Origin of the sequence: Longicatena sp. 210702-DFI.1.196 (genome assembly GCF_020563125.1) — a bacterium.
GTDB lineage: Bacteria > Bacillota_I > Bacilli_A > Erysipelotrichales > Erysipelotrichaceae > Longicatena > Longicatena caecimuris.
In genome coordinates this window covers 1-23,462 of record NZ_JAJCPX010000029.1, presented here as the reverse complement: position 1 = coordinate 23,462, position 23,462 = coordinate 1, and the positions used below count along the sequence as shown (strand labels likewise).

General features: G+C 38.8%; 20 protein-coding genes. 17 read left to right on the top strand and 3 right to left on the bottom strand.

What is annotated here, in order from left to right:
- Position 1: 1 nt before the first annotated feature.
- From LI241_RS11585 to LI241_RS11570, 4 genes are all read left to right on the top strand, one after another.
- A complete protein-coding gene (locus tag LI241_RS11585; RefSeq protein WP_020990745.1) occupies positions 2 to 1,315 on the top strand; it encodes a sensor histidine kinase in 1,314 nt (437 codons plus the stop codon).
- Positions 1,308 to 1,967, top strand: coding sequence for a response regulator transcription factor (locus LI241_RS11580; protein WP_008689942.1), 660 nt, complete (start codon positions 1,308 to 1,310; stop codon positions 1,965 to 1,967). The genes LI241_RS11585 and LI241_RS11580 overlap by 8 nt, the downstream gene beginning before the upstream one ends.
- Positions 1,964 to 3,268, top strand: coding sequence for an ABC transporter substrate-binding protein (locus tag LI241_RS11575; RefSeq protein ID WP_008689940.1), 1,305 nt, complete (start codon positions 1,964 to 1,966; stop codon positions 3,266 to 3,268). Before LI241_RS11580 ends, LI241_RS11575 begins: the two co-directional genes overlap by 4 nt.
- A 549-nt stretch (positions 3,269 to 3,817) precedes the next feature.
- On the top strand, positions 3,818 to 5,179 hold the full coding sequence (locus tag LI241_RS11570) for a glycoside hydrolase family 3 protein (protein ID WP_008689938.1): 1,362 nt from the start codon (positions 3,818 to 3,820) through the stop codon (positions 5,177 to 5,179).
- Positions 5,180 to 5,341: 162 nt separating this feature from the next.
- Here the strand turns inward: LI241_RS11570 and LI241_RS11565 are convergent, their stop codons facing one another.
- The 3 genes from LI241_RS11565 to LI241_RS11555 form a co-directional block, all read right to left on the bottom strand.
- Positions 5,342 to 6,736, bottom strand: a complete 1,395-nt coding sequence (locus LI241_RS11565; RefSeq protein WP_008689936.1) for a polysaccharide deacetylase — start codon at positions 6,734 to 6,736, stop codon at positions 5,342 to 5,344.
- 264 nt (positions 6,737 to 7,000) lie between these two features.
- Complete coding sequence (gene tgt / locus LI241_RS11560; RefSeq protein ID WP_008689935.1) at positions 7,001 to 8,212, bottom strand: tRNA guanosine(34) transglycosylase Tgt; 1,212 nt, start codon at positions 8,210 to 8,212, stop codon at positions 7,001 to 7,003.
- The gene (locus tag LI241_RS11555; RefSeq protein ID WP_008689934.1) at positions 8,209 to 8,844 is read right to left on the bottom strand and encodes a queuosine precursor transporter; all 636 of its coding nucleotides are present in this window, start codon (positions 8,842 to 8,844) and stop codon (positions 8,209 to 8,211) included. The genes tgt and LI241_RS11555 overlap by 4 nt, the downstream gene beginning before the upstream one ends.
- 265 nt (positions 8,845 to 9,109) lie before the next feature.
- On the opposite strand from LI241_RS11555, the gene LI241_RS11550 reads away from it, so the two are divergent.
- The 13 genes from LI241_RS11550 to LI241_RS11490 form a co-directional block, all read left to right on the top strand.
- On the top strand, positions 9,110 to 9,868 hold the full coding sequence (locus tag LI241_RS11550) for an SDR family NAD(P)-dependent oxidoreductase (RefSeq protein ID WP_008689933.1): 759 nt from the start codon (positions 9,110 to 9,112) through the stop codon (positions 9,866 to 9,868).
- 287 nt (positions 9,869 to 10,155) lie between these two features.
- Entirely contained in the window at positions 10,156 to 11,397 is a 1,242-nt protein-coding gene (hemA, locus tag LI241_RS11545) for a glutamyl-tRNA reductase (protein ID WP_008689932.1), read from the top strand.
- A complete protein-coding gene (gene hemC / locus LI241_RS11540; protein ID WP_008689931.1) occupies positions 11,382 to 12,281 on the top strand; it encodes a hydroxymethylbilane synthase in 900 nt (299 codons plus the stop codon). The genes hemA and hemC overlap by 16 nt, the downstream gene beginning before the upstream one ends.
- On the top strand, positions 12,274 to 13,734 hold the full coding sequence (gene cobA, locus LI241_RS11535; protein ID WP_008689930.1) for a uroporphyrinogen-III C-methyltransferase: 1,461 nt from the start codon (positions 12,274 to 12,276) through the stop codon (positions 13,732 to 13,734). Before hemC ends, cobA begins: the two co-directional genes overlap by 8 nt.
- Positions 13,735 to 13,737: 3 nt before the next feature.
- Positions 13,738 to 14,709 (top strand): porphobilinogen synthase, encoded by a 972-nt coding sequence (gene hemB, locus LI241_RS11530; protein ID WP_008689929.1) that lies wholly within the window; start codon positions 13,738 to 13,740, stop codon positions 14,707 to 14,709.
- A gap of 2 nt (positions 14,710 to 14,711) precedes the next feature.
- A complete protein-coding gene (gene hemL / locus LI241_RS11525) occupies positions 14,712 to 16,007 on the top strand; it encodes a glutamate-1-semialdehyde 2,1-aminomutase (RefSeq protein ID WP_008689928.1) in 1,296 nt (431 codons plus the stop codon).
- Positions 16,004 to 17,236 carry a bifunctional precorrin-2 dehydrogenase/sirohydrochlorin ferrochelatase gene (locus LI241_RS11520; protein WP_227151294.1) on the top strand — a complete coding sequence of 411 codons (1,233 nt, stop codon included), beginning with the start codon at positions 16,004 to 16,006 and terminating at the stop codon, positions 17,234 to 17,236. Before hemL ends, LI241_RS11520 begins: the two co-directional genes overlap by 4 nt.
- 214 nt (positions 17,237 to 17,450) lie before the next feature.
- Positions 17,451 to 17,819, top strand: a complete 369-nt coding sequence (locus LI241_RS11515) for a hypothetical protein (protein WP_008689924.1) — start codon at positions 17,451 to 17,453, stop codon at positions 17,817 to 17,819.
- A gap of 63 nt (positions 17,820 to 17,882) precedes the next feature.
- A complete protein-coding gene (locus LI241_RS11510; protein ID WP_117548399.1) occupies positions 17,883 to 18,656 on the top strand; it encodes a histidinol-phosphatase HisJ family protein in 774 nt (257 codons plus the stop codon).
- 38 nt (positions 18,657 to 18,694) lie between these two features.
- The gene (locus LI241_RS11505) at positions 18,695 to 19,243 is read left to right on the top strand and encodes a histidine phosphatase family protein (protein WP_017144555.1); all 549 of its coding nucleotides are present in this window, start codon (positions 18,695 to 18,697) and stop codon (positions 19,241 to 19,243) included.
- A 207-nt stretch (positions 19,244 to 19,450) separates the two neighbouring features.
- Positions 19,451 to 20,494: a CobW family GTP-binding protein gene (locus LI241_RS11500; RefSeq protein ID WP_008689919.1), complete on the top strand. Its 1,044-nt coding sequence runs from the start codon at positions 19,451 to 19,453 to the stop codon at positions 20,492 to 20,494.
- Positions 20,495 to 20,503: 9 nt separating this feature from the next.
- Entirely contained in the window at positions 20,504 to 21,451 is a 948-nt protein-coding gene (locus LI241_RS11495) for a GTP-binding protein (protein WP_227151293.1), read from the top strand.
- A 192-nt stretch (positions 21,452 to 21,643) separates the two neighbouring features.
- Positions 21,644 to 23,462 (top strand): Ig-like domain-containing protein (locus LI241_RS11490; protein WP_227151292.1); only part of this gene is annotated, 1,819 nt, incomplete at its 3' end.

The window sequence follows — 23,462 nt, the reverse complement described above, 5'->3', positions numbered from 1 at the left end:
TATGTTACGTAAACAACTTATGGAAAACAGACTGCGCTATACCTACTTCATCATGTGCTTTCTGAATTTCACGATGATTGTCTTTATCAGTTCGATTATTTATATCACAACCAAACGTATCTGTGATATGCAAGAGGCAAGGACCTTTTTATCGATGATTGATTATTTACCGAAAGATCCTATGCATAGTATGATCTTATCAATTACAGCCTTTGTGGCATTATTGATCGTGATGCGTCTGCGTTTAAAACTACATTTTGAAACATGGCAGCTGGTGCTTTGTTTTCTGGTTGAGTCAGGCTTATGTCTATTGATCATGGAACGACTATATTTCAGTACCAATTCCATATTGTTGTTGATGATGGCTGATTTATTAACCTATATTACTTCCAATACCTATCGTTTCTTCTTTATGGTTGTATTGGTTACGTTTTATTTAGGTGCTAATTATGATTTCTTATCGGCTCGCGTTTCTATGACATCCTTCTATGATTATATCAACTGTTATAATTCCTTTGTCAAATCACTCTTATTAAGTGTTCAAAATACCCTAGCCAGTCTGAATATCATTGTTTTTATCATCTACATGGTCTTTCTGGTTCAAGATAAGATCAATGAAAACAAGCGTTTCTTAGCATTGAATGAAGAATTACAAAGCTTAAACGAACAACTGAAAGAATATGCCGATATACGTGAAAAAATGGGAGAAACAAGAGAACGAAATCGTTTAGCCAGAGAAATCCATGATACACTGGGGCATACTTTGACGGGGCTATCCGTTGGCTTAGATGCCTGTGTGCTGACCTGTGAACTGGATCCCAAAGCCACACGTAAGCAATTAAGTGTATTAAGTGAAACCGCCAGAAGAGGCTTAAAAGATGTTCGTCGCTCGGTTGATAAGCTGCGACCGGATGCCTTAGAACATTATACCTTGAAAGTGGCAATTGATAAGATGATCAAGGAATTTCAGGAAATTACGGATGTGACGATTCACTTTGTCTGTCATTTACCTAAGTTAACCTTTGATTCTGATGAAGAAGAAGTCATCTATCGTATTATTCAAGAGGGAATGACCAATGCGGTTCGCCATGGACATGCGACGAAAATATATATTTCTATCGCAAAGGAAGAAAACACGTTAATATTAATAATAGAAGATAATGGTATAGGATGTGAAAACATCAAACCAGACTTTGGTCTTCATCATATGCAGGAACGCATTGAGTTATTAAAAGGGAATATACGTTTTTATGGTTCCAGTGGGTTTATCATTATCGCTGAAATACCAATTCGGGAGGGTTTAGAATATGATTAAGATTTTAATTGCAGATGATCAGGAATTGATTCGTGAAAGCTTAAAAATCATCCTAAGTACCAATAATGAATTTGAAGTAATTGATACAGTAGGGAGTGGAAAAGAAGTAGTCGAAAGCATACGCCGTCATATACCGGACATTATTTTAATGGATGTTCGTATGCCGGATATGGATGGTGTGCAATGTACCAAATTTGTCAAAGAAGTATATCCTGAAATTAAGGTTATTGTATTAACGACATTTGATGATGATGAATATATTTTCTCGGCCTTAAAATATGGGGCAAGTGGTTATTTATTAAAAGGGGTATCTTTAGATGAATTGACCTCCGCAATTAAAACCGTTCTGCAAGGAGGAGCTATCTTTAATCCGAATGTTGCCAGCAAAGTGACCAAGATCTTTTCAGAAATGGCAAAAAACAATATCGTGGCAGAACGTATTCATGATGAAGACTTACCGAATTTAAGCGATACGGAATGGAAAATCATTCAACAAGTATCACAAGGACTTTCGAATAAAGAAATCGCTGAAATATTAAAATTCACAGAAGGTACGATACGCAATTATCTCAGTGTTATTTTGGATAAGCTGCAGCTGCGTGATCGTACACAACTGGCTATCTGGTATATCCATAGAGGAAAAGAAGCATGAAACGGAAGGTTATAGCCGTTGCGGCTGCCTTTTTGTTGATCGTGTCAATCTTATTATATATGACCTATCAGAAAAATAAGCCAATCACATTGACGTTTGGCATGTTTGCCGGCAGTAATTGGGATGTGCCCAATGGCGAAAGCTATAAGATCATTGATGAAGTTGTGGAACGCTTTGAACGTAAACATCCTAATGTAAAGGTAGAATATGTCAGTGGTCTACAGAAAAGTGATTACTCTGAATGGCTCTCGCAACAGGCTTTAAAAGGCAATTTACCTGATGTATTTATGATACGATCAAATGATTTATCTACATTTTCTGATATCGGCATCATGCAAAATTTGAACAGCTATATTCATAAGGATGATGCATTCGATAAAGCGGCATACTTTACACCATCCTATCAATCCGGAACTTATCAGAAGAAACAATATGCACTCCCTTATGAAAGTGTACCAACATTAATGTATGTCAATCGTACCTTGTTGGAAAAAGAAGGTATTTCTCTTCCATCAGATGACTGGACATGGGCCGATTTCTATGATATCTGCCGCAGGGTGACAAAAGATACGAATGAGGATGGCGCATTAGATCAGTTTGGTGTTTATGGTTATGGCTGGCAAAATGCAGTTGCCTCAAATGGAGCTACGGTATTTTATGCGGAAGGTACAAAAGCAACTTTAAGTGATGAGCGGGTATATGAGGCGATAGAATTCACCAGAAGATTAGAAGAACTAAATCAAGGCATGACACCAACGAGCGAAATGTTTGATAAGGGACAGGTTGTTTTCTGCCCTATGCGTTTTAGTGAATACCGCACATATAAACCCTATCCTTGGCGTGTCAAGAAATATAGCAGCTTTGAATGGGAATGCATCCCTATGCCAGCAGGGCCTCAAGGAGATAATGTATCGGAACTTGATACCTTGTTGATGGGAATGGCAAAAACCTCACAGCATAAAGACCTCGCATGGGAATTCTTAAAAATGTTATCCTATGATGAAACAACGCAGGAGGATATCTTTGCTTATTCACAAGGAGTTTCTGTACTAAAAGACATTACCAATTCAAAGACGGTAAGTCGTTATCTGCAAGAAGATACACCAGGAGAAAGTGCTTTTAAGCTAGATTTCTTCAATAAAACAATGGAACATGCTATACCAGTGAATAAATTTTCAGATTATGATCAGGCAATGTCTGTTGCGGATAGTGAAATACGACGTCTTTTATCCACGGATGAAGATATTAAAACAATGGTGAATACACTGCAAAGTAAACTGGATATTTTATTACAAAATTAATAGTATTTCTAACATCGTTCAAACTGTTGACTCCATATGCAAAGGAAAAGTCAGCAGTTTTATTATGCTAAAGTTATATAATTGAGATTACGTTATCTGACTATTAAACTTCTTATATACACACAGTATTTCTACATGTCAGCTTACGATTAAACTTTTGATAAACACGCAGTACTTCTATATGCTATCTTACGATTAAATTTTTGATAAACACGCAGTACTTCTATATGCTATTTTACTATTAAACTTTTAATAAACGTCCAGTACTTCTATATGCTATCTTACGATTAAACTTTCGATAAACACACAGTACTTCTATATGCTATCCTATAAGTTTTATTATCATCACACGACTTATGAACTGGTAGTTGCTTAGGATATGGTACCAAGGAAGAATGTGAAATTGGAAGAAGCAGATGTATATAACTATTAGAATGATGATTTATCCTGGGATAGGTCATCTTTTTTTGATGAAAAGATGTAAGAATTTTACTTTTGTAAAAAAGAGTACGCTATACTAATATCATAAATCTAATGGGAGGTAAGCTTATGCAAAAACGAATCTTATGTGGTTTATTTGCATGTGTGTTATTACTTGGTGGTTGTTCTACAAATACAAATGTTCATAAAAAAGAGCCAGAGAAGCAGAAAGATACAGAGAATAACAGTGAGGTTAATAAAACTTATGAATTTACAGGTGTTATTAAAGATCTGACATCCAATAGTATCATGGTGAAGAATCAAGATGAAGAAAAGCGATTTGATCGTGAACAAATGAAGATGGAAGGTACGGATACGTTGTTACTGGATGAAGAAGTAAGTATTACTTACCGAAAAGAAAAAGAGCATTTGATTGCTCTTCAATGTGTCGTGAAGAAGGTCGCAAAGCAACAGGAAGAAAAAACCGAAAAAGAAGTGGCTATCGATAAGATTATTGCCTCTATGAGTATCGAAGAAAAAGTCGGACAGATTTTCTTTGTCCGCTGTCCAGACATGTATTCTATAGAGGATGTGGATACATATCATTTAGGCGGATATATTTTATTCGACAGAGATTTCAAAGATCAAAACTATCAAGATGTTGTGGCAAAGCTCACCGCTTATCAGAAAGAAGCAAAAGTTCCTTTGTTAATCGGGGTTGATGAAGAAGGGGGAACTGTGAATCGGGTGAGTACTTATTTTCGTGAAGTTCCATTTTGGTCACCACAGGATTTATATCAAGAAGGTGGTATGCCGCTGATTATTTCTGATACTAAGGAAAAGGCAGAATTATTAAAAGGCATGGGCATTAATGTGAATTTAGCACCAGTGGCAGATGTTTCGACACATACAGAGGATTTTATATATGCACGATCTTTCGGCAAGAACGCACATGAAACAGCGAACTATGTGAAAACCGTAGTTCATACGATGAAGAAGAATCACATTGGTTCTTGTTTAAAGCATTTTCCTGGCTATGGAAACAATGTGGATACGCACACCGGTATAGCAATTGATAAACGTTCTATGGCAACTTTTGAAAATAGTGATTTTATCCCTTTTAGCGCCGGGATACAGGCAGGTGCAGATAGTGTTTTAGTTTCCCATAATATTGTAAAGTGCATGGATGCTAAACATCCGGCATCGTTATCTGCAAAGGTCCATAGGATATTACGTGAGCAGCTGAAATTTCAAGGCGTTATAATGAGCGATGATCTGGCTATGGATGCAATTACGCAATATAGTGATGATGCTAGTGTGGCCGTAAGTGCTGTCAAAGCAGGTAATGATTTATTAATTTGCAGTAATTATCGCGTACAGTTGCCGGCCGTTCTAGAAGCAGTGAAAAAGAAAGAAATTCAGGAAGAGCAGATTGATGCCTCCCTGCGTCGTATTTTAAAGTGGAAATATGACTTAGGTTTATTGTCATAAACGATACGTAAAAAAGCAACTCATCTTGGTTTATTATCATAAATGATACGTAAAAAGCATCTCATCATGTAGAATTCCCATTGATAGTTACAGGGAATGATACGATAAGATGCTTTTTTAACTATATGATTACTAATAAGCTACTAAGGTATTACTATAGAATCAATTATTAATGCCATGGTGAAATCCAGAAACACTACTATCTACGGTTTTAAAGGTATAGCCAAGGGATTGATAATATTCAATGATCGCAGGTAAGGCTTCTACACTTGCTTGGGATCCTGGATGATCATGCGTTAGCATCATCAATGGAGATGCCCCGCCATAAGATGTTGCCTCTTGAATCAAAGATGCACTCGGCAAAGCCGAATTTCCATCGCCGCTGCTGGAATTCCAATCATAATATTGATAGCCTCTTTCTTGAACTGCTTTTGCTAAGCGTGTCATTAACCCGGGGACGTTTGAAGAAACCGTGTTACTACTGCCTCCAGGGAAGCGGATAATGTTTGGTGTCAAGCCGGTTTGTTGTTTCACAACATCACTTATGTTTTGTAAATCTTTAAAATAAGCGGATTCGCTAGCATAAAGAGCTCCATAATCATGTGAATAGGTATGTAGTCCAATGGCATGGCCTTTTTGATATGCTGTTTTGATATAGCCAAGATAGGAAGGGCATTGCGCTGTAACAAAAAAGGTCGCTTTTACATGATAACGGTCTAATATTTCCAATACCTTTGGTGTGTTTGCACTAGGTCCATCATCAATTGTTAAATAGATGATTTTTCCAGATGTTTTTTCTTGCACGATGACGGTACGATTTATTTCTGTCTTATTACCGGCTTTGTCTATTGCCTGATACGTTATGCTATAACGTCCGGGTTGTTTTGCGTCAAAGTTATTTTTATTTATGGTAAAGTTAATCTTACCATCACGATCATCAATTGCTTCTACGCCTTTTTTGAAGTCAGGCTTCTCACCTTTTTGGATGGTCATATCTAAAATTCCGGTAAAAACAGGTGGCTGTGTATCTTTTTTTAGAATATTTGCAACAGCCTTTACCGTTGTCTGGTTTTTTCCTTCATCTTCGACGATGATTTGAACGGTTTGTTTGCCAAGTTTTGTAAAGGAATATGCTTTTGCAAAACGAGCTGTTGTTTTCGTAGCATCATCAATTTTTTGAATAAAATCCTCAGGTGCTACCTTATCACCGATGCTTATTTTTTGATCTTGCGCTACTACAACAGGTGGTTTGCTGTCTTTTACGATATAATCAAGGGTGAATGTATGACCATCTATAGTATAGGTTATTTGATGATTGCCAAGTTTTGTCGTGTCGATGTTTGTTTCTACATGTACATCCTGAAGTGAACCATGATCGATCTTTTTGATGAAAGCTTTAGCAGAATAGGTTTCTTTCACTTCCAGGGTTATCGGGTTCTGCGTAAAGTGAATACGTGGCATACTGAACCATATATAGCCGGCAACGGATAGAACAATGATTAGTAAAGCACAAAGAAGAATGCACAGGTAACGTTTTTTCTTTAAAGTATTTTTCATTTTTTCACTCTTTTCCTTACCATTATAGCATAGCATGGTTTTATGGTGAAAATTAGGAAGAAATTATAACAATAGTAAGTATTCTTTAATAATATGATGATATAAAAAAGGAAATTGTTTCGGTTTTTCATAAAATAGCTTTCTTTTATCTTGTTTTTGCTTTTCTAGTTAAGGTGCCTAATTTTTATACACCTATCGAATAACCTTGCACATGATTTTTAGGCAGTAAAAAAGACAATCGTATCTTAGGATACAACTGTCTGTTTATCTGTGGTAGTAGTTCTTTAAAAAGTTTTCTTTAAATTCGGCATATGTACCATCCAGAATCGCTTGGCGTGCTTGCTCTGTTAAGCGAATGATGAAACGCAGGTTATGCATCGATGCCAGATTATAATATGTATGCTTGTCTTCTTGTTTTTCTGATTTCATGAGGGCTCTTAACTGTCCGCGTGTCCAACCTGCTTTACATACCGGACAATCACAGCCTTCATCCAATAGTTCTTCACTATCCGCAAATTTTGATAAGCTATAATATCCATGGGTCGTATAGATCCTGCCATGTCTTGCTTCACGTGTTGGGGCAACACAATCAAAAGTATCGGCCCCCATTTCTACGCCAATGAGAATATCGTCCGGATGGGATAAGCCAAGCAAATGACGAGGCTTATTTTCTGGTAATTCTTCACAGCACCAGGTCAGAATTTCACCTAAACTTTCTTTTAGAAAAGCACCGCCCAGACCATAACCGTCAAAATCCATCTTGGCAAACTTTTGTGCGGTAGAACGTCGTAAATCTTCCCAACGTCCACCTTGTAAAACACCATAAAGCGATTGACGATAGCCTAAATCATCTCGGTGTTTTTTATGTTCTGCTAAACTGCGCAGTGCCCAGCGTTCCGTTCGTGCTAAAGCTTCGACGTTATATTCATAACTATCTGCCAGTGAAGTTAATTCATCATAAGCCATATGAATATCAGCACCGATGCGACATTGAATTTGCATGGATTCCTCTGGACCGATAAAATCATCCTGATCAGTGAAAGGATCATGAAACTGTACCCCATCTTCACTTACGATAGCTAAACGATCCTTAGGATCAGTATTGATAACCTCTTTTTCTCGATCCATACTGACGACTTTTCCTAAACCGGAGCCTAAGGACATAACCTGAAATCCTCCAGAATCGGTCAAAGTAGGTCCATTCCATCCAGACCATGCGGCCAATCCTTTCTGTGCTTGGATTTCTTCTGAAACATTGCGCAGATGATATCCATTGCTCAGCATTGCCTGTGCCTGAATAGCATGCAAATCCTGCATGGATAAAAACCGGACTTCACCCTTTGTGCCGACGCACATGAAAGCAGGTGTCTTAATATCTCCATGCGGTGTGTGAATGATACCTGCTCTTCCTAGTTTTCCAGGTATCTTTTTGACGATTTCAAAGCTAAATGTATTGTTGTTTTTGTATTCTGTCATTCTATCATTCTTCCTTTTAAACTTTTTGCGATGATGGCCTCAGCTGGGGAGAAGATAACTTCAAAGCTGATGCCGAGTACATAAGCAAATATCGCTTGTGCCAGAAATTCATGGAACGGCAGGACACCCAGAAACGCGATTGTTTCAAAGATGAAGGCATCCAGGATATGAGCAAATGCAGAAGAGCCTAACGCTCTGGCAATAAAACTTTTGGCAAATATGCCATCGTGATTCTTTAACTTCATGAAGATAACGTTATTCAATAGATTGCTGCAAACATATGCGAGCAGCGAACCAAGAATGATTCGTGGTGTAAAGCCGAATACACTGGCATATGCATTCTGCATGTTCCAACCATCATATGCCGGTAAAGCAATGACGATATAAAATACGATGATGGCTAGAATATTGATAAGAAAACCAGCTACAATAATATTTTTGGCAATCTTTTTTCCATAGAATTCCACAATCAAATCACCTATGATATAAGTGAGTGGAAAGACAACGACACCTCCATCAACAGCAATACCAAAAAAATTCCATAGCTTTATAGCGGCTAGATTAGATATCAGCAAGGTACTCACGGATATCGTAGCGAAGTAAAGTAAAAGCTTTTGTTTAAAATTTGGCATGGTGATATTATAACATAAATCAGTGAGAATGGAACCTACAGGAAGCAGACGGGTTACATGGTTAATAGGATTCTTTGTTTGGATTGTTTGAAAAACGGTATAAGGGCAATATCTGATACATATCCTATGAATAGGATCATCGTTATGCCATAGCTATACAATGGTTATCTTTTGTCTTTATTTTTGCATAGGAGTTGTGTTTTGTTTGTGATAGAAAAGGTTATATGCTATAGTTTGGTTATAAAATAAGGGAGGTTTTATACCTATGGATCAATTTACATCATTAAGAGAAAAAGTAGTTATCGTAACCGGAGGTACACGTGGTATTGGTTTTGAAACGGTGCGTAGTTTTTTACAAAATGGCGCAAAGGTCGCAATGCTGGGATCACGTCAAGAAACGGTAGATCATGCAATGGCATTGCTGATGGAAGAGGATCATACGTATCCTGTTAAAGGCTATCATCCTGATCTGCATGATGTTGAGGCAGTACAGGCTATGTTAAAGGATGTTACAGAAAAGTTTGGCAGTGTGGATATCTTGGTGAATAATGCAGGTGTATCTGATGCTACCTCTATTTATGCCTATGATGATGATCATTTTCTGGATGTCTTAAAAATTAATGTTGATGCAGTATTTCGTTTATCACGTTTAGTTGCACCGGTTATGAAGGAAAAAGGAAAAGGTGTGATTATCAATGTCAGCTCCATGGTATCGCTTTATGGACAGCGTTCGGGCAGTGCTTATCCAACGAGTAAGTTTGCCGTGAATGGAATGACGAAATCCTTAGCCAGAGAGTTAGGCAAAGATGGCATACGTGTGAATGCCGTTGCTCCCGGCATTACAAGTACCGATATGGTAAAGGCGTTAGATCAGACAATCATTCAGGCGATGGCTGCCAATGTCCCATTACAACGTTTAGGCGAACCGCAAGATATTGCCGATGCGATATTGTTTTTGGCCAGTGATATGGCATCCTATATCACAGGTGCTGTATTATCCGTTGATGGTGGATTTGTCGGATAAGGATTACGGATTTTATACGCAGGCACTCTTTTTTAGATAAAGAAAGAGTGCTTTTTTTACCTGTTTCCTTTGTTTCTGCATTATTCCTTTATCTTTGACCATATCGGCGAATTAGGGTGCTTAATTTGGGCTATCTTTTAGGTCTTTGTTTTTTCGCAGAGAACATAAAAAGCTACACCTGTAGCATAAGATATTTTTATGGATGCTTCATAAGAATTTATGGATGCCCTCTTTCATTGAATATCACATTCAATTTTATTATAATGTAGAAAGCGAGGTGTAAACATATGAAGTTTGGTGTAATCGGTATCAGTTATCAAAAAACCTCCATTCAAAAACGTGAAGGGGCATCCTTTAGCGATACGCAAAAATTACAGCTTTATGATGAACTACTAGATAGCAAAATCCTACAAGCAATGAGTGTGACAACATGCAACCGCAGTGAGTTGTATATTGTCTATGAAGAAAAGCAACAGCTGCATCAGGCGATCACCTTATTTGTGAAGATGGCGAAAACCATTGCTCGTGAAGATGTCTTTGTTAAAACGGGAAAAGAAGCCCTACTATATTTGTTTGAAGTATGTGGGGGCTATCATTCTATGATCCTTGGAGAAGATCAGATTCTTGGGCAAATGAAAACAGCATATGCATTTGCCAATCAGGCAGGAGCATGTCGCAAAGAGCTGCATCGCATCTTACAAACTTGCTTTTCCTGCATCAAACAAATAAAACAGACATATCGCATCAGCGAAATATCCACATCGATTGCTTATCTTGCCTATACATATTTAACACAGCAAACAACGTTGCAAGGGAAGAAAATTCTATTGATCGGAAGTGGGGAAATGGCACAGCTGATGCTTATGTATCTTAAGGATGTAAAAGCGGATCTTTGGCTATGTAGTCGTACCTTAGCTCATGCATCAAAATTACAGGAAGGAAAGGAAAAGCTGCCGATTGTACCTTTTGAAGAACGATATTCTTGTATTAAGGATTGTGATATGATCATTTCAGCAACGGCAAGTCCGCATGTCATCATTAAAAAAGAAGCGTATCCTCTCACAGAGAAAGAACAATATCTCATGGATCTGGCTTCTCCCAGGGATATTGATGAGACCATAAAAGATGAAAATCATCATCTCTGTAATCTAGATGATTTGCAAATCATCGCTGATAAGCATAGCAAAGAACGGCAAAAAAGAATGCGCCTGGCCTATGGGGATATGGTACAGCGTGTGGATTCTTTAATGGAATGGCTGTGCCATGTACAGGTTGACAAAGCGATAGCTTCTTTACAAACATACAGCAAACAACAGGCACAACATACGTATGAATTATTAAAACAGAAATTATCTTTACAGCCACATGAGGAACGCATGATGAAGAAAGTGCTGGAAACTTCTTTTTTGCGTATGGTAAAAGAACCGATTCTTTCCTTAAAACAGCTGCAGGAAGAAGATCAGGAACAATATGCGGCAATGGTAGAGCAGCTATTCTTAAAGGAGGATGACATATGCGATATATCATAGGAACCAGAGGCAGTGCCTTAGCCCTTGCCCAAAGTGAACAAGTTCGCACTTTATTACAAAACACCTATCCCCAGCATAGTTTCACGTTACAGATCATTGCCACAAAGGGGGATCTTCAACAGCATGTGGCATTAGATCAAATGGATGCCAAGGGCATTTTTGTGAAGGAAATAGAAGAAGCTTTGTTAGCAGGAAAGATTCATATGGCAGTACATAGTTTAAAGGACATGCCAACCCAATTACCCAAAGGATTATGTTTTACTAAAACGCTTCTTCGCGAAGATGCACGAGATGTTTTTATATCCCGTACCAAGACAGCGTTTCATGAATTAGGACCTCAGGCGAAAATTGGCACTGGCAGTAAACGCCGTAAGGTACAACTAATGAAACTGCGTCCGGATATATCTGTTGTGGGGATACGGGGGAATGTGGATACCAGATTGAGAAAAATGGAAGAACAGCAGCTTGATGGCATCGTTTTAGCAGCCGCAGGCTTAAAACGTTTGCAAGTACAAGGAATTTCTTATGAATATTTCCCCTACACATCTATGATACCGGCTTGTGGACAAGGGGCTTTGGCCATTGAGGTCAAAGAACAAGATGCCACGCTTTTAACCATGATCAATGCTTTGGCGAATACACATATTGATCAGGAAATTCAAATAGAACGCACCTTTTTACAGGCAATCGATGGGGGATGTCATACGCCGGTTGGTGCGCATTGCAAAATCACGGAAAAGGAAATCGTGTTTGATGCTCTTTATGGAAATGAGGATTGTAGTAAGATGTGTGATCTACATTGGAGGCGTCCTTTAACAGACGCACAGCAGCTTCCCTTTGAAGCAGCGAAGTATTTGATAAAGGCGGTGCAATCACATGAATAAAGTATATCTGGTTGGGGCAGGATGTGGTGATCCTGCATTATTAAGTTTAAAAGGAAAGGCTTGTATAGAAGAGGCAGATTGTATTCTATATGATCGCTTAATTGATCCTTCCTTATTATCCTATGCCAAAGCAGATTGTAAGCTAATTTACGTGGGGAAAGAGAACCATAAGCATACGATGCCGCAAGCGATGATTCAAAAACTGCTTGTAGATGCTGGGAGAACCTATCCTGTTACGGTACGTCTAAAAGGCGGAGATCCTTATGTATTTGGCAGAGGGGCAGAAGAAGGTCTGGCATTAGCACAGGCAGGTATTGCTTTTGAGGTTGTTTGCGGTATTTCTTCTGCTATCGGTGGTTTGGCATATGCCGGGATTCCGGTTACTCATCGAGGATATACCAATGGGTTTCGCGTATATACCGCACATTCACAAAAAGATGTCCTTGCCGATTTAAACTTTGCGGAGCTAGCCAAAACAAAGGATACGCTGATTTTTTTGATGGGCTTGCGCTCAGCCATGCAGCTTGTGGAAAAATTATTGGCATGTGGTATGGAGAAGGCTACGCCAATGGCCATATGTTCGCATGTCAGTATGCCTAGCCAAAAGGTGTTAACGACCACATTGGCAGAACTGCATCAAAAAGACATTGATACCTTATCTTCTCCTGCCATCATTGTGATTGGTGAGGTAGTTAAACTAAGAGAAAAGCTTTGTTTCTATGAACAAAAACCATTATTTCAAAAGCGCTATCTGCTAGTCAAGGTACAGAAAGAAGAACATCAAGCAGCAAAGCTATTACGCGAGCAAGGAGCATGGTGCGAGGAAGTACAATGTGGGTATTGTAAAGCGATAGCACATACATGGACAAAAGAAGCATTCCAATCTTTTACCCATGTCGTGTTTACTAGTGCGCAGGTGGTGCATATCCTCATGAAACAGCTGCAGGAGGCAGGTTTTGACAGTCGTATTCTTTATCAGTGTAAACTTTGTGTCATGGGAAAAGGAACCAAAAAGGCTTTGGCACAATATGGCTTATGTGCCGATCTGATGCCAAACATTCATGACAGTAAACATATGGCAGAGCTTTTAACAGCATCTGTTCAAAAACAGGATCATATCCTACTGCCAAAAGCTGTAAATGGAAATACGTATTTGCAAAAGACATTAGAAACACAATGTAAGGTAAGTTATGTGCCTTTATATACGATAGAAGAGCTGCCCCATTCAATACAAGATGAGGATTATGATGGCGTTTTAATGACGTGTCCTTTTAGTGTTCAGCAATATGCAAAGCAGACAAAGCAACGTAAGCAAATGGTGTATGCAATGGGAGAAAGAACAAAACAGGCATTGATAAAAGAAGGATTCACCTCCATTACGACATTGAAACATGCGGAAATGGAAGAATTTGTGAAAGCCATTTTACACCATGAAAAGAAAGGAAGGGACTAGAGCATGTATCGAGGTCGAAGATTAAGAAAAAACAGTGTCATCCGTGATATGATGAAAGAAACCAGATTGTCAGCAAAGGAGCTTGTTTATCCGCTTTTTGTGACGGAACAGCCAGATGTCAAACAGGTAATTCCAGCAATGCCGGGTGTGTATCATTATTCATTGGATCATTTGCATGAGATTTTAGATGAGATGGTAGAAACGGGTGTTTTATCCTGTATCTTGTTTGGTATTCCTTTACATAAGGATGCCTGTGGCAGCAGTGCATATGCACAAGATGGCATCATCCAGAAAGCGATTGCTTATATTAAACAAGAATATCCAATGCTTTATGTCATTGCGGATGTCTGCATGTGTGAGTATACAGATCATGGACACTGTGGCATCTTATGTGAAGATGGTCATGTAGATAATGATGTAACCTTAACCTATTTAAATAAGATTGCCTTAAGTTATGCAGCTGCTGGTGTTGATATGGTTGCGCCAAGTGATATGATGGATGGTCACATTGCATCTATTCGAGAATGTTTGGATGCACATGGCTATCAAGAAGTTGCGATTATGGGGTATAGTGCCAAGTATGCTTCTTCGTATTATGGACCATTTCGCGAAGCTGCACATTCTGCCCCAAGCTTTGGTGATCGCCGCAGCTATCAGATGGATTATGCCAATCAAGAAGAGGCAATGCGTGAGATAGCAGCAGATATTGAAGAGGGTGCAGATGTCATCATGGTGAAACCGGCTTTGGCCTATTTGGATATCGTAAAGATGGCCAAGCAACAGTTTGCGACACCTTTATGTGTATATAATGTCAGTGGAGAATATAGCATGTTGAAGTTGGCTGTAGCGCAAGGCTTAGTAAAGGAAGAAGTTATTTATGAAACCATGCTAGCCTTTAAGCGGGCAGGTGCAGATATTATCATCACCTATTTTGCTTTGGATATTGCAAAGCAACTTCGTAAAGGAGAGTGCTGAGCATGAACCATCAAAAGAGTGAGGCCTTGTTTGCCAAAGCTTGCCGCTATATACCGGGTGGTGTGAATTCCCCGGTGAGAGCTTTTGCGAATGTAAAAGAAATACCCTTGTTTGTAGATCATGCAGATGGTGCGTATCTATATGATGTTGATGGAAATGCCTATTTAGATTTTATCTGCTCCTGGGGGCCGATGATTTTAGGACATAATCATCCCTTATTGGTAAATGGTATGGAAGAGGTCATGTGCAAGGGAATCAGCTATGGCTTATGTACACCGGATGAGGAACATCTGGCAAAACTTATCTGTGATGCGTATCGTGGTATGGATATGGTACGTATGGTGAATTCGGGTACAGAAGCAACCATGTCTGCCATTCGCGTAGCCAGAGGCTATACCAAGCGCAATAAGATTATTAAGTTTGAAGGGTGTTATCACGGGCACAGTGATTGTCTGTTAGTGAAATCCGGCTCCGGTGCTTTAACCTTTGGCACGCCGACGAGTCCCGGTGTTCCTGAGGATATGGTAAAACATACACTGGTGTGCCGTTATAATGATCTGGCTTCCGTTAAAGAAGTGATGGAACAATATCCTGATGATATTGCGGCTGTCATCATTGAACCGGTTGCCGGTAATATGGGAGTCGTTGGCGCGAACGCTTCTTTTTTAGAAGGCTTACGGGCACTATGTGATGAATATCACAGTGTTTTGATCTTTGATGAAGTCATTACCGGTTTTCGTTTGGCATATGGAGGAGCTGCCCAATATTATGGAATTACTCCGGATATGGCATGCTTCGGTAAGATCATAGGTGCCGGCCTTCCGGTAGGAGCCTATGGAGGAAAAAAGGAAATTATGTCTTGTGTATCTCCATGTGGTCCTATCTATCAGGCAGGTACATTATCGGGGAATCCTTTGGCAATGCATCTGGGCACGCTATTATTAGACTATTTAAAAACACATCCACACCTATACACAGAGTTAGCAGATAAGGGACATTATCTGAAAACAGGTATAGAAAAATTGTTACAGGAAAAAGGATTACCTTTCCAAGTGCACCAATGCGGTTCTTTACTAACGCTGTTTTTTACAGATACAGCAATATCTTCTTATGATGAAGTGAAAACATGCTCGCAGGATATGTTTACCACATATTTTCATACCTTGTATGAAGAAGGCATCTTACTTGCGCCTTCTCCTTATGAGGCCATGTTCTTATCCGATGCACATACCAAAGAACAATTAGATTATGTACTAGATAAGATAGCACTTGCGTTAGATAAGGTCAAACGTCTATGAGCCTTTGTGTACAACTAGAGTTGAAAAATCGTAAGGTATTGATTGTCGGAGGCGGCCATGTGGCATTAAGAAAAACAAAATTATTTTTGCGCGAAGGTGCTAAGGTAACCATCGTTGCATCAGATATCTTAAAGGAACTGTATGCTTTGGCACAATGTCATAAGCGTGCATTTACACAAGATGATGTTCTTGATGCTTTTTTGGTGGTGGCAGCAAGCAATGATGCTGAGGTGAATGGAAAAGTGCGTCAGGCTGCCCAACAGGCAAATGTCTTATTTATGAATGTGGAAGCTGATTCGCAAAGTGATGTACATGCCATGTCTTATATAGAGGATGCTTATTATGCTCTTGCCTTCACTACCAAAGGGAATTCCCCTTGCTATGCAAAACAGGTCTTAGAATCGTTTAATGCACAGCTTAAACAACATCATGTACCATATCTTAAAGCTTTAAAGACGCTGCGCGCAGCCATTTTGCGACATGTCAAAGATGGTGTGAAAAAGCATGCATTATTAGAGGAGTTGATGACGATGGAGCTACCTTTGCTACAATTTTTAGCAAAGGCTTATCTGCAACAAAGGGCATGTGTCTTGGTGTATCATGGTGTGACAGGGGAAAAAGCTCAAGAAGAAATCGCGTTGCTGCTACAAGAACTATCTTTACATCAGCCAGCCATGGCTTTTGGTTATGCTTATCTTTCAAAGCGAATTTTATCGCAGGTAAACGATGAGCGAACAGAAGTATTTTCTTGTAGAAAGTTACTTGCTTTCTTGCAGGATGTATCAATACCGGTACAGGTGGTTCCTATGTTTTTGCAGGAAGGGCACTTTTATGAAGAAGCAAAACAACTTGCATATGAATACCATGCTTCCATCTTACCCTTACCTTATGCAACAAAAGATAAACTACATGCATTATTTCAGCATTTGTATGACACTTATCATAAAGAAGGTACAAAATTGCTTATCACTTTTCATGCCAGTGAGGATTCACACTTCGAAAAACGCTGTCATGCCATTTGTGCAGAAATGAAGGATATGACTTGTTGCGATGAGAAGCAAAGCAAACAATTAGAAGAAACGACGCAAAGCTATCCATTATACATGTTATATGGTAAGCATGCTTCGGCTACCAGCACGAAACGGATATCCTGTATGAGTGATAAAATTTTACGTAAACAGTTGTTTGATCATATCATGAGCATGTTGCAAGAGAAAGCTACAACTTAACCATTTATGGTTTGTCATGAGAATTGCATATCCTTTTGATGATAATGGAATAAAAACGCATCAATTCATTTAAAATTCAAGAAACTCCTCTTGTCGGAATACTATTTCTATTGTATAGTAAACATAGCAAAAGATTTTTTATAAGATGTGAATAACCTATGCAAAAGGCTGCATAGTATATAGTAAATCATAAGAATATTGGAGGAGTTTTTTCATGAAATTAAAACACGATCATATGTTGGCACAATTGTGTCATTTTGGTTTCCGCTGTGAGGAGAAGACAGCGGATGGTTTTCTGCGCTATTCCAGACGTATTGGCGATCTTTTAATTACGGTTGCGAATGGTCAATTTGAAAATAAGATTCGTCTTTCTATGCTGGAAGATAAGGAAGGACATATCCGCACCTCTTATCATGATTTGCATGCTTACACGGATTTAATAGGGGCATTGGCACAAGCCGGTATGCTTTTGGAAGAAAGCTATGTCTTGCATCATCATGAAGAAGATCATGCCACTGTTTATGATATGCATGAGAATCCATTAATTGCATTTCCTAAGAAACCAGAAGGGTTTATGATCTAAACAAAGGTTTGCAATCTCTTTTTATTAACAGTATAATGATGGAAATAAAAAGGGGTGAGCATTATGATTGATGGACATACACATTTAGAAAATGGGCCATTGACACCTGATTACTGTATGGAATTTATCGAGGCAGCAGTGGCAAAAGGGATAGATACTTTGCATATACTGGATCATACACATCGCTTTATTGAATTTGCGCCGATGTATGAACCCTTAAAGAAGGCCGATCCCAGACAAAAAGCATGGTTTGAAAAAAAGCAGTTAGAGCCTTTACAAACCTACTTTGATTTAATCGCTGAAATGAAGTCAAAACAGCTTCCTATTGAAGTAAAATTTGGCTTAGAGGTTTGTTATGCTCCCAGGGATAAAGCATTTTTAAAAGATTTGTTACAACAATATCCCTACGATTTTCTGATTGGAAGCATTCATTCCATTGATGGCTTATTGTATGATATGGAAGCATTTTCCCGGGAAATATTATGGGATAAATATGATACAAACGCGATTTATCAGCGATATTATGAAATTATGGAAGATATGATATGCAGTGCTTTATTTACGCAAATCGGACATCCCGACCAGTTAAAGTTATTCCATTATACACCTACGATGGATATGACACCGATATATGAGCGGATTGCTGCTTTAGCAAAACGCTACCATGTTCAGATGGAAAATAATACAGGTATTTATTATCGCTATCATCATGAGGATATGGGGACGAATACTGCTTTCCTTAACATTTTGAAGCAACATGGTGTGGACATCATAACCGCCAGTGATGCGCATCGTAGTGAACATGTGGGGATGTATATAAAAGAAATAAGTGAATGAGCCTTTCCATAGGGCTCTTTTCTCTGGAAAGGATGTATATGAGTTTATATTTTGTAAGACATGGTCAAACTGATTGGAATCAGCAAGGAAAATTGCAGGGAAGAAGCGATATTCCTTTAAATGCTATCGGTATCCAACAGGCAAAAGATACGAGCAGATTATTAAAAGATGTATCTATTGAAAAGATTTTTTGTAGTCCGTTAACGCGGGCCATGCAGACAGCGGCCATTTTGCAGGAAGTCACAAAGTGCGATATCGTATATGATGACCGTTTAAAAGAGCGCTGCTTCGGTGATTTGGAAGGTAAGAAGATGAATACCATCACAACATACCTTTGGGATTTCCAAGCATTACCTTGCCCGCATGCAGAAGCAATGGATGCTTTCTTTCAACGTGTGCAGGAGTTTCTAAAAGAAATTACCACAGATCTTAGGACACATGATTATTTGATCGTAGCTCATGGAGGTGTATATCTGCCGGTACATGAATATTTTAAAGGATTACAACGTGAACAAGATCTGATGAAGATTGTGCCTAAGAATTGCACCCTAACTAAATTTGATGCATCACTCAGTATTCTTGTTTAATATTGTAAGGATGTTTTAATTGCCAATGAACCTATGCAATCGCATTGGTTTTTTATTACGATTGTATAAACATCCTTTCTGCAAGAGCAAATGTGCAATGGATACAAATGAATCTATCACAATAATGGTAGTTCACAGAAAGGCTTTCTGGTGTTATACTTACCAATGTTGGGAATCCTAGTATATAAGATAGAAAGGAAGGTAGCTATGACAAAAATTGATATTATTTCCGGCTTTTTAGGAGCAGGAAAGACAACTCTGATAAAGAAACTGTTACAAGAAGCATTTGGAAAAGAAAAGATCGTCTTAATTGAAAATGAGTTTGGTGAAATCGGTATTGATGGCGGCTTTTTAAAGGATGCCGGTGTGGAAATTCGGGAGATGAATTCCGGCTGCATTTGTTGTTCATTAGTCGGTGACTTCAGCGAAGCATTAAAGAAAGTGATTAAAGACTATACACCAGATCGCATTATTATTGAACCAAGTGGCGTTGGAAAACTATCCGATGTCATTCAGGCAGTGCGCGGCGTTGCGGAAGAAATGCAGGTGCAGATGAACAGCTTTACGACAGTTGCGGATGCTTTGAAGTGTAAGATGTATATGAAAAATTTTGGTGAGTTCTTCAATAATCAAATTGCTTATGCTAATACGATTGTATTAAGCCGTACGCAAAACTTAAATGAAGAAAAGCTACACGACGTTATTCATGCGTTAAGACATGAGAATGAACATGCGCATATGATTACAACACCATGGGAAAAACTTGATGGCAAGGAAATCTTACAGGCTATGGAACAAAGTGATGATCTGGCGAAAGAATTATTAGAAGAAAGTGCAATTTGTCCAGAATGTGGGCATCATCACGAACATGGTGAGCATCATCATCACGATCATGAACATGACCATGATCACACCTGCAGTTGTGGACACGACCACGATCATGACCATGAACATCATCATCACCATCACGCAGATGATGTCTTTACCAGCTTTGGCAGCGAAACGGTGAAGAAATTCAGTCAGGAAGAGTTAACAGCTATCTTAAACGCATTAGCTGATGAAGAAACCTATGGAATGATCTTACGGGCAAAAGGCATGTTAGAAAGTGATAAAGGGGAATGGCTATATTTTGATATGGTACCTCAAGAACATGAAATTCGTATTGGTGCGCCTACCTATACCGGACGATTCTGTGTCATTGGCTCTAAGTTAAATGAAGATGCACTGAAACAGCTGTTTCATGTAGAATAGGAGATCTTTATGACAGTACCTGTATATTTATTTACCGGTTTTTTAGAAAGTGGAAAAACCTCTTTAATCAAAGATACCTTACTGGACCCTGGGTTTAATACGGGTGAAAAAACGCTATTATTGGTATGTGAAGAAGGTATGGAAGAATATGATGAGGATTTTCAGAAAAAGACCAATACTGCCATCGTCACTGTGGATAAGTATGAAGATCTGACCTATAAATTCTTAAAAAAATGCGATAGCATGATAGAACCAGAACGTGTAATGATTGAATTTAACGGAATATGGAATCTGACCAATTTCCTTGATACGTTAGATTTTCCATATGACTGGTTGTTGGTTCAACTTCTTTCTACCGTAGATGCCTCTACCTTTGAAATGTATCTAAACAATATGCGCTCGATGATTTATGAACAATTGGTGCATTCTGAAACGATTATTTTTAATCGTTGTGATGAAGATACCAAGAAACTCTATTTGCGGAATAATATCAAGGCTATTAATAAAGGCGCACAGATTATTTATGAAATGAGAAATGGGGAAATCGCGGAACTTGGCGAAGAGGATATGCCATTTGATCTGCATGCAGATATTTTACAAATCCGCGATGATGATTATGGCTTATGGTATATGGACGCCATGGAACATCCGCAAAAATATGATGGCAAAATTGTAGAATTGAAAGGAAAAGTCATTTCGACACATGTAGATGATATTCCTAATGCTTTCGTATTTGGCCGTTTTGCGATGGTTTGTTGTGCAGATGATACATCGCTTATCGGCTTATTGGTACACTATGCATCTTCAAATGCGCTTTTGCCGAAAGAGTGGGTAAAGGTTCGCGCTAAGGTGAAACTTGAGTATGATGAAGAATATCAAGGAAATGTGCCTATTTTATATGCAGATGATGTAACAACGGTGGATGCATTAGCGGATGAGTTTGTTTATTTCAACTGATTTTTCATGAGGTATACTTTATAAATGATCATAAGGCATTAGCAAAAGAAGCGAATGCCTTTTTTAATTATATACTAGCGCAATATTACCTAATTTTCTGTTTGATTTAAACTTCTTAAGGTTTCCTTTCAATGCGCTTTTTTGCCTTTTTTTGTGTTATACTTCTAATAAAAGGTGAAGGAGGGTATGCAGTTGAAAAAATTATTTGTGGGATGTTTAGCGATAGCCTTGTTAATTAGTAATATGACGGTCGTATCCGCACAAACGGCTACTGATACGACACAGGAAAAAACATCCACTTTTGATGGTATAGAAATTGTTACGGGCGAAACCTATCAACCGGTTTCTGAAGGTAAAAATACAATGAAGAATGTAGCTATGGGAGATACGATGGAAAAAGGAAATTTGTATCGTTCTGCCCGTGTTGCAGACCCTTATTGGGAAGAAGGGAAATTCTATGATGGCTATGGCACTTTATTGTATGGCGGAAATGCAAAGAAAATCATAGATGTTTCAGAATGGGAAGGAGTAATTGATTGGGAGAAGGTAAAAGCATCCGATGTAGATGGTGTTATCTTACGTGTAGGCTATGGGAACCAAATGATGGATAAACAGTTCTTGCGAAACTTAAAAGAATGTAATCGTCTGGGGATTCCTTATGGTTTCTATTTATACAGTTATGCGTATGATGCGAATTTTGCATATGCTGAGGCACAAGGATTGCTTGAAATGTTAAAGGGACAGGATCTTTCCAATCTGGCTTATCCAATTTTTTATGATATTGAAAACTTTGGAACATGGTCAGAAGATGGTGTTACCTACCATACTCCATCAACGATTGCGGCATATGAAGAAATCATTGCCACCTTTATTGCGCATATGAATGAGGCTGGTTATCATGGCAAGGTTCAAGTTTATTCCGGTCGTTATTATACACAAACGAAACTTAATTCGGAAAAGATTTTACCTTATGTTTCATGGATTGCCGAGTATGGTCCTAAATTGAATTATGTAAATACGTATTATGATGGAGAAGTGGCATGGCAGTATACGGAGAAAGGCAGTGTGGATGGTATTTCTTATGATGTAGATATCAGCAGTTTTGCCGATGATGCTATGCATGTCATACTTCCTTCAAGCATTCAATTATCAGCTTCTACTGCAACACTTGAAACAGGACTGACCAAAAAAATCAATGCCAGCGTGTATCCTACAGGTGCTTACGATGCATTGTCATGGACAAGCAGCAATCCAAAGGTTGCACAGGTAAGCAGCAATGGCACGATTACCGCAGTGGCATCGGGAAGTGCAGTCATCACGGCAAAGACAGCTAATGGAAAGACGGCTTCGGTAAATGTGCTTGTAAAGACGCCAACGGTGAAATTATCAGCCATTTCTAAAACAATGTATCGTGGGGAAACAACTAAGCTAACAGCGACATCCAGTAACAAAAAGCCTGTATCTTGGACAAGTAGTGATCCTACGATTGCCAGTGTAGATAGCAATGGAACAATTAAGACACTAAAAAATGGTACGGTGAAAATCAGTGCAAGTGCTAATGGTGGTAAAGCTACATGTACCATCACGGTGAAAGAGCCAATTCAGATCAGTGCAACAACTTCTTCTATTTATCGTGGTAAAACAACGACATTAAAAGCAATACCGGCATATAGTACGACAATTACATGGATGAGCAGTAATCCATTGATTGCGACCGTAAGTTCTAATGGTGTAGTCACCGGTAAGAAAGCAGGAACGGTAACGATAACGGCCAAAGCGTTTGGCAAGAGTGTTACAAAAACGATTAAGGTGGTAGAGCCATCCTTAAAAGTAACAGGAAGTACATCGCTTTATCGCGGTAAGACAACCACCTTAAAGGCCACGACTTCGTATAGTACCAAGGTCACATGGAAGAGCAGTAAACCATCGATTGCGACCGTAAGTTCTAATGGTGTTGTCACCGGTAAGAAAGCAGGAACGGTAACGATAACGGCCAAAGCGTTTGGCAAGA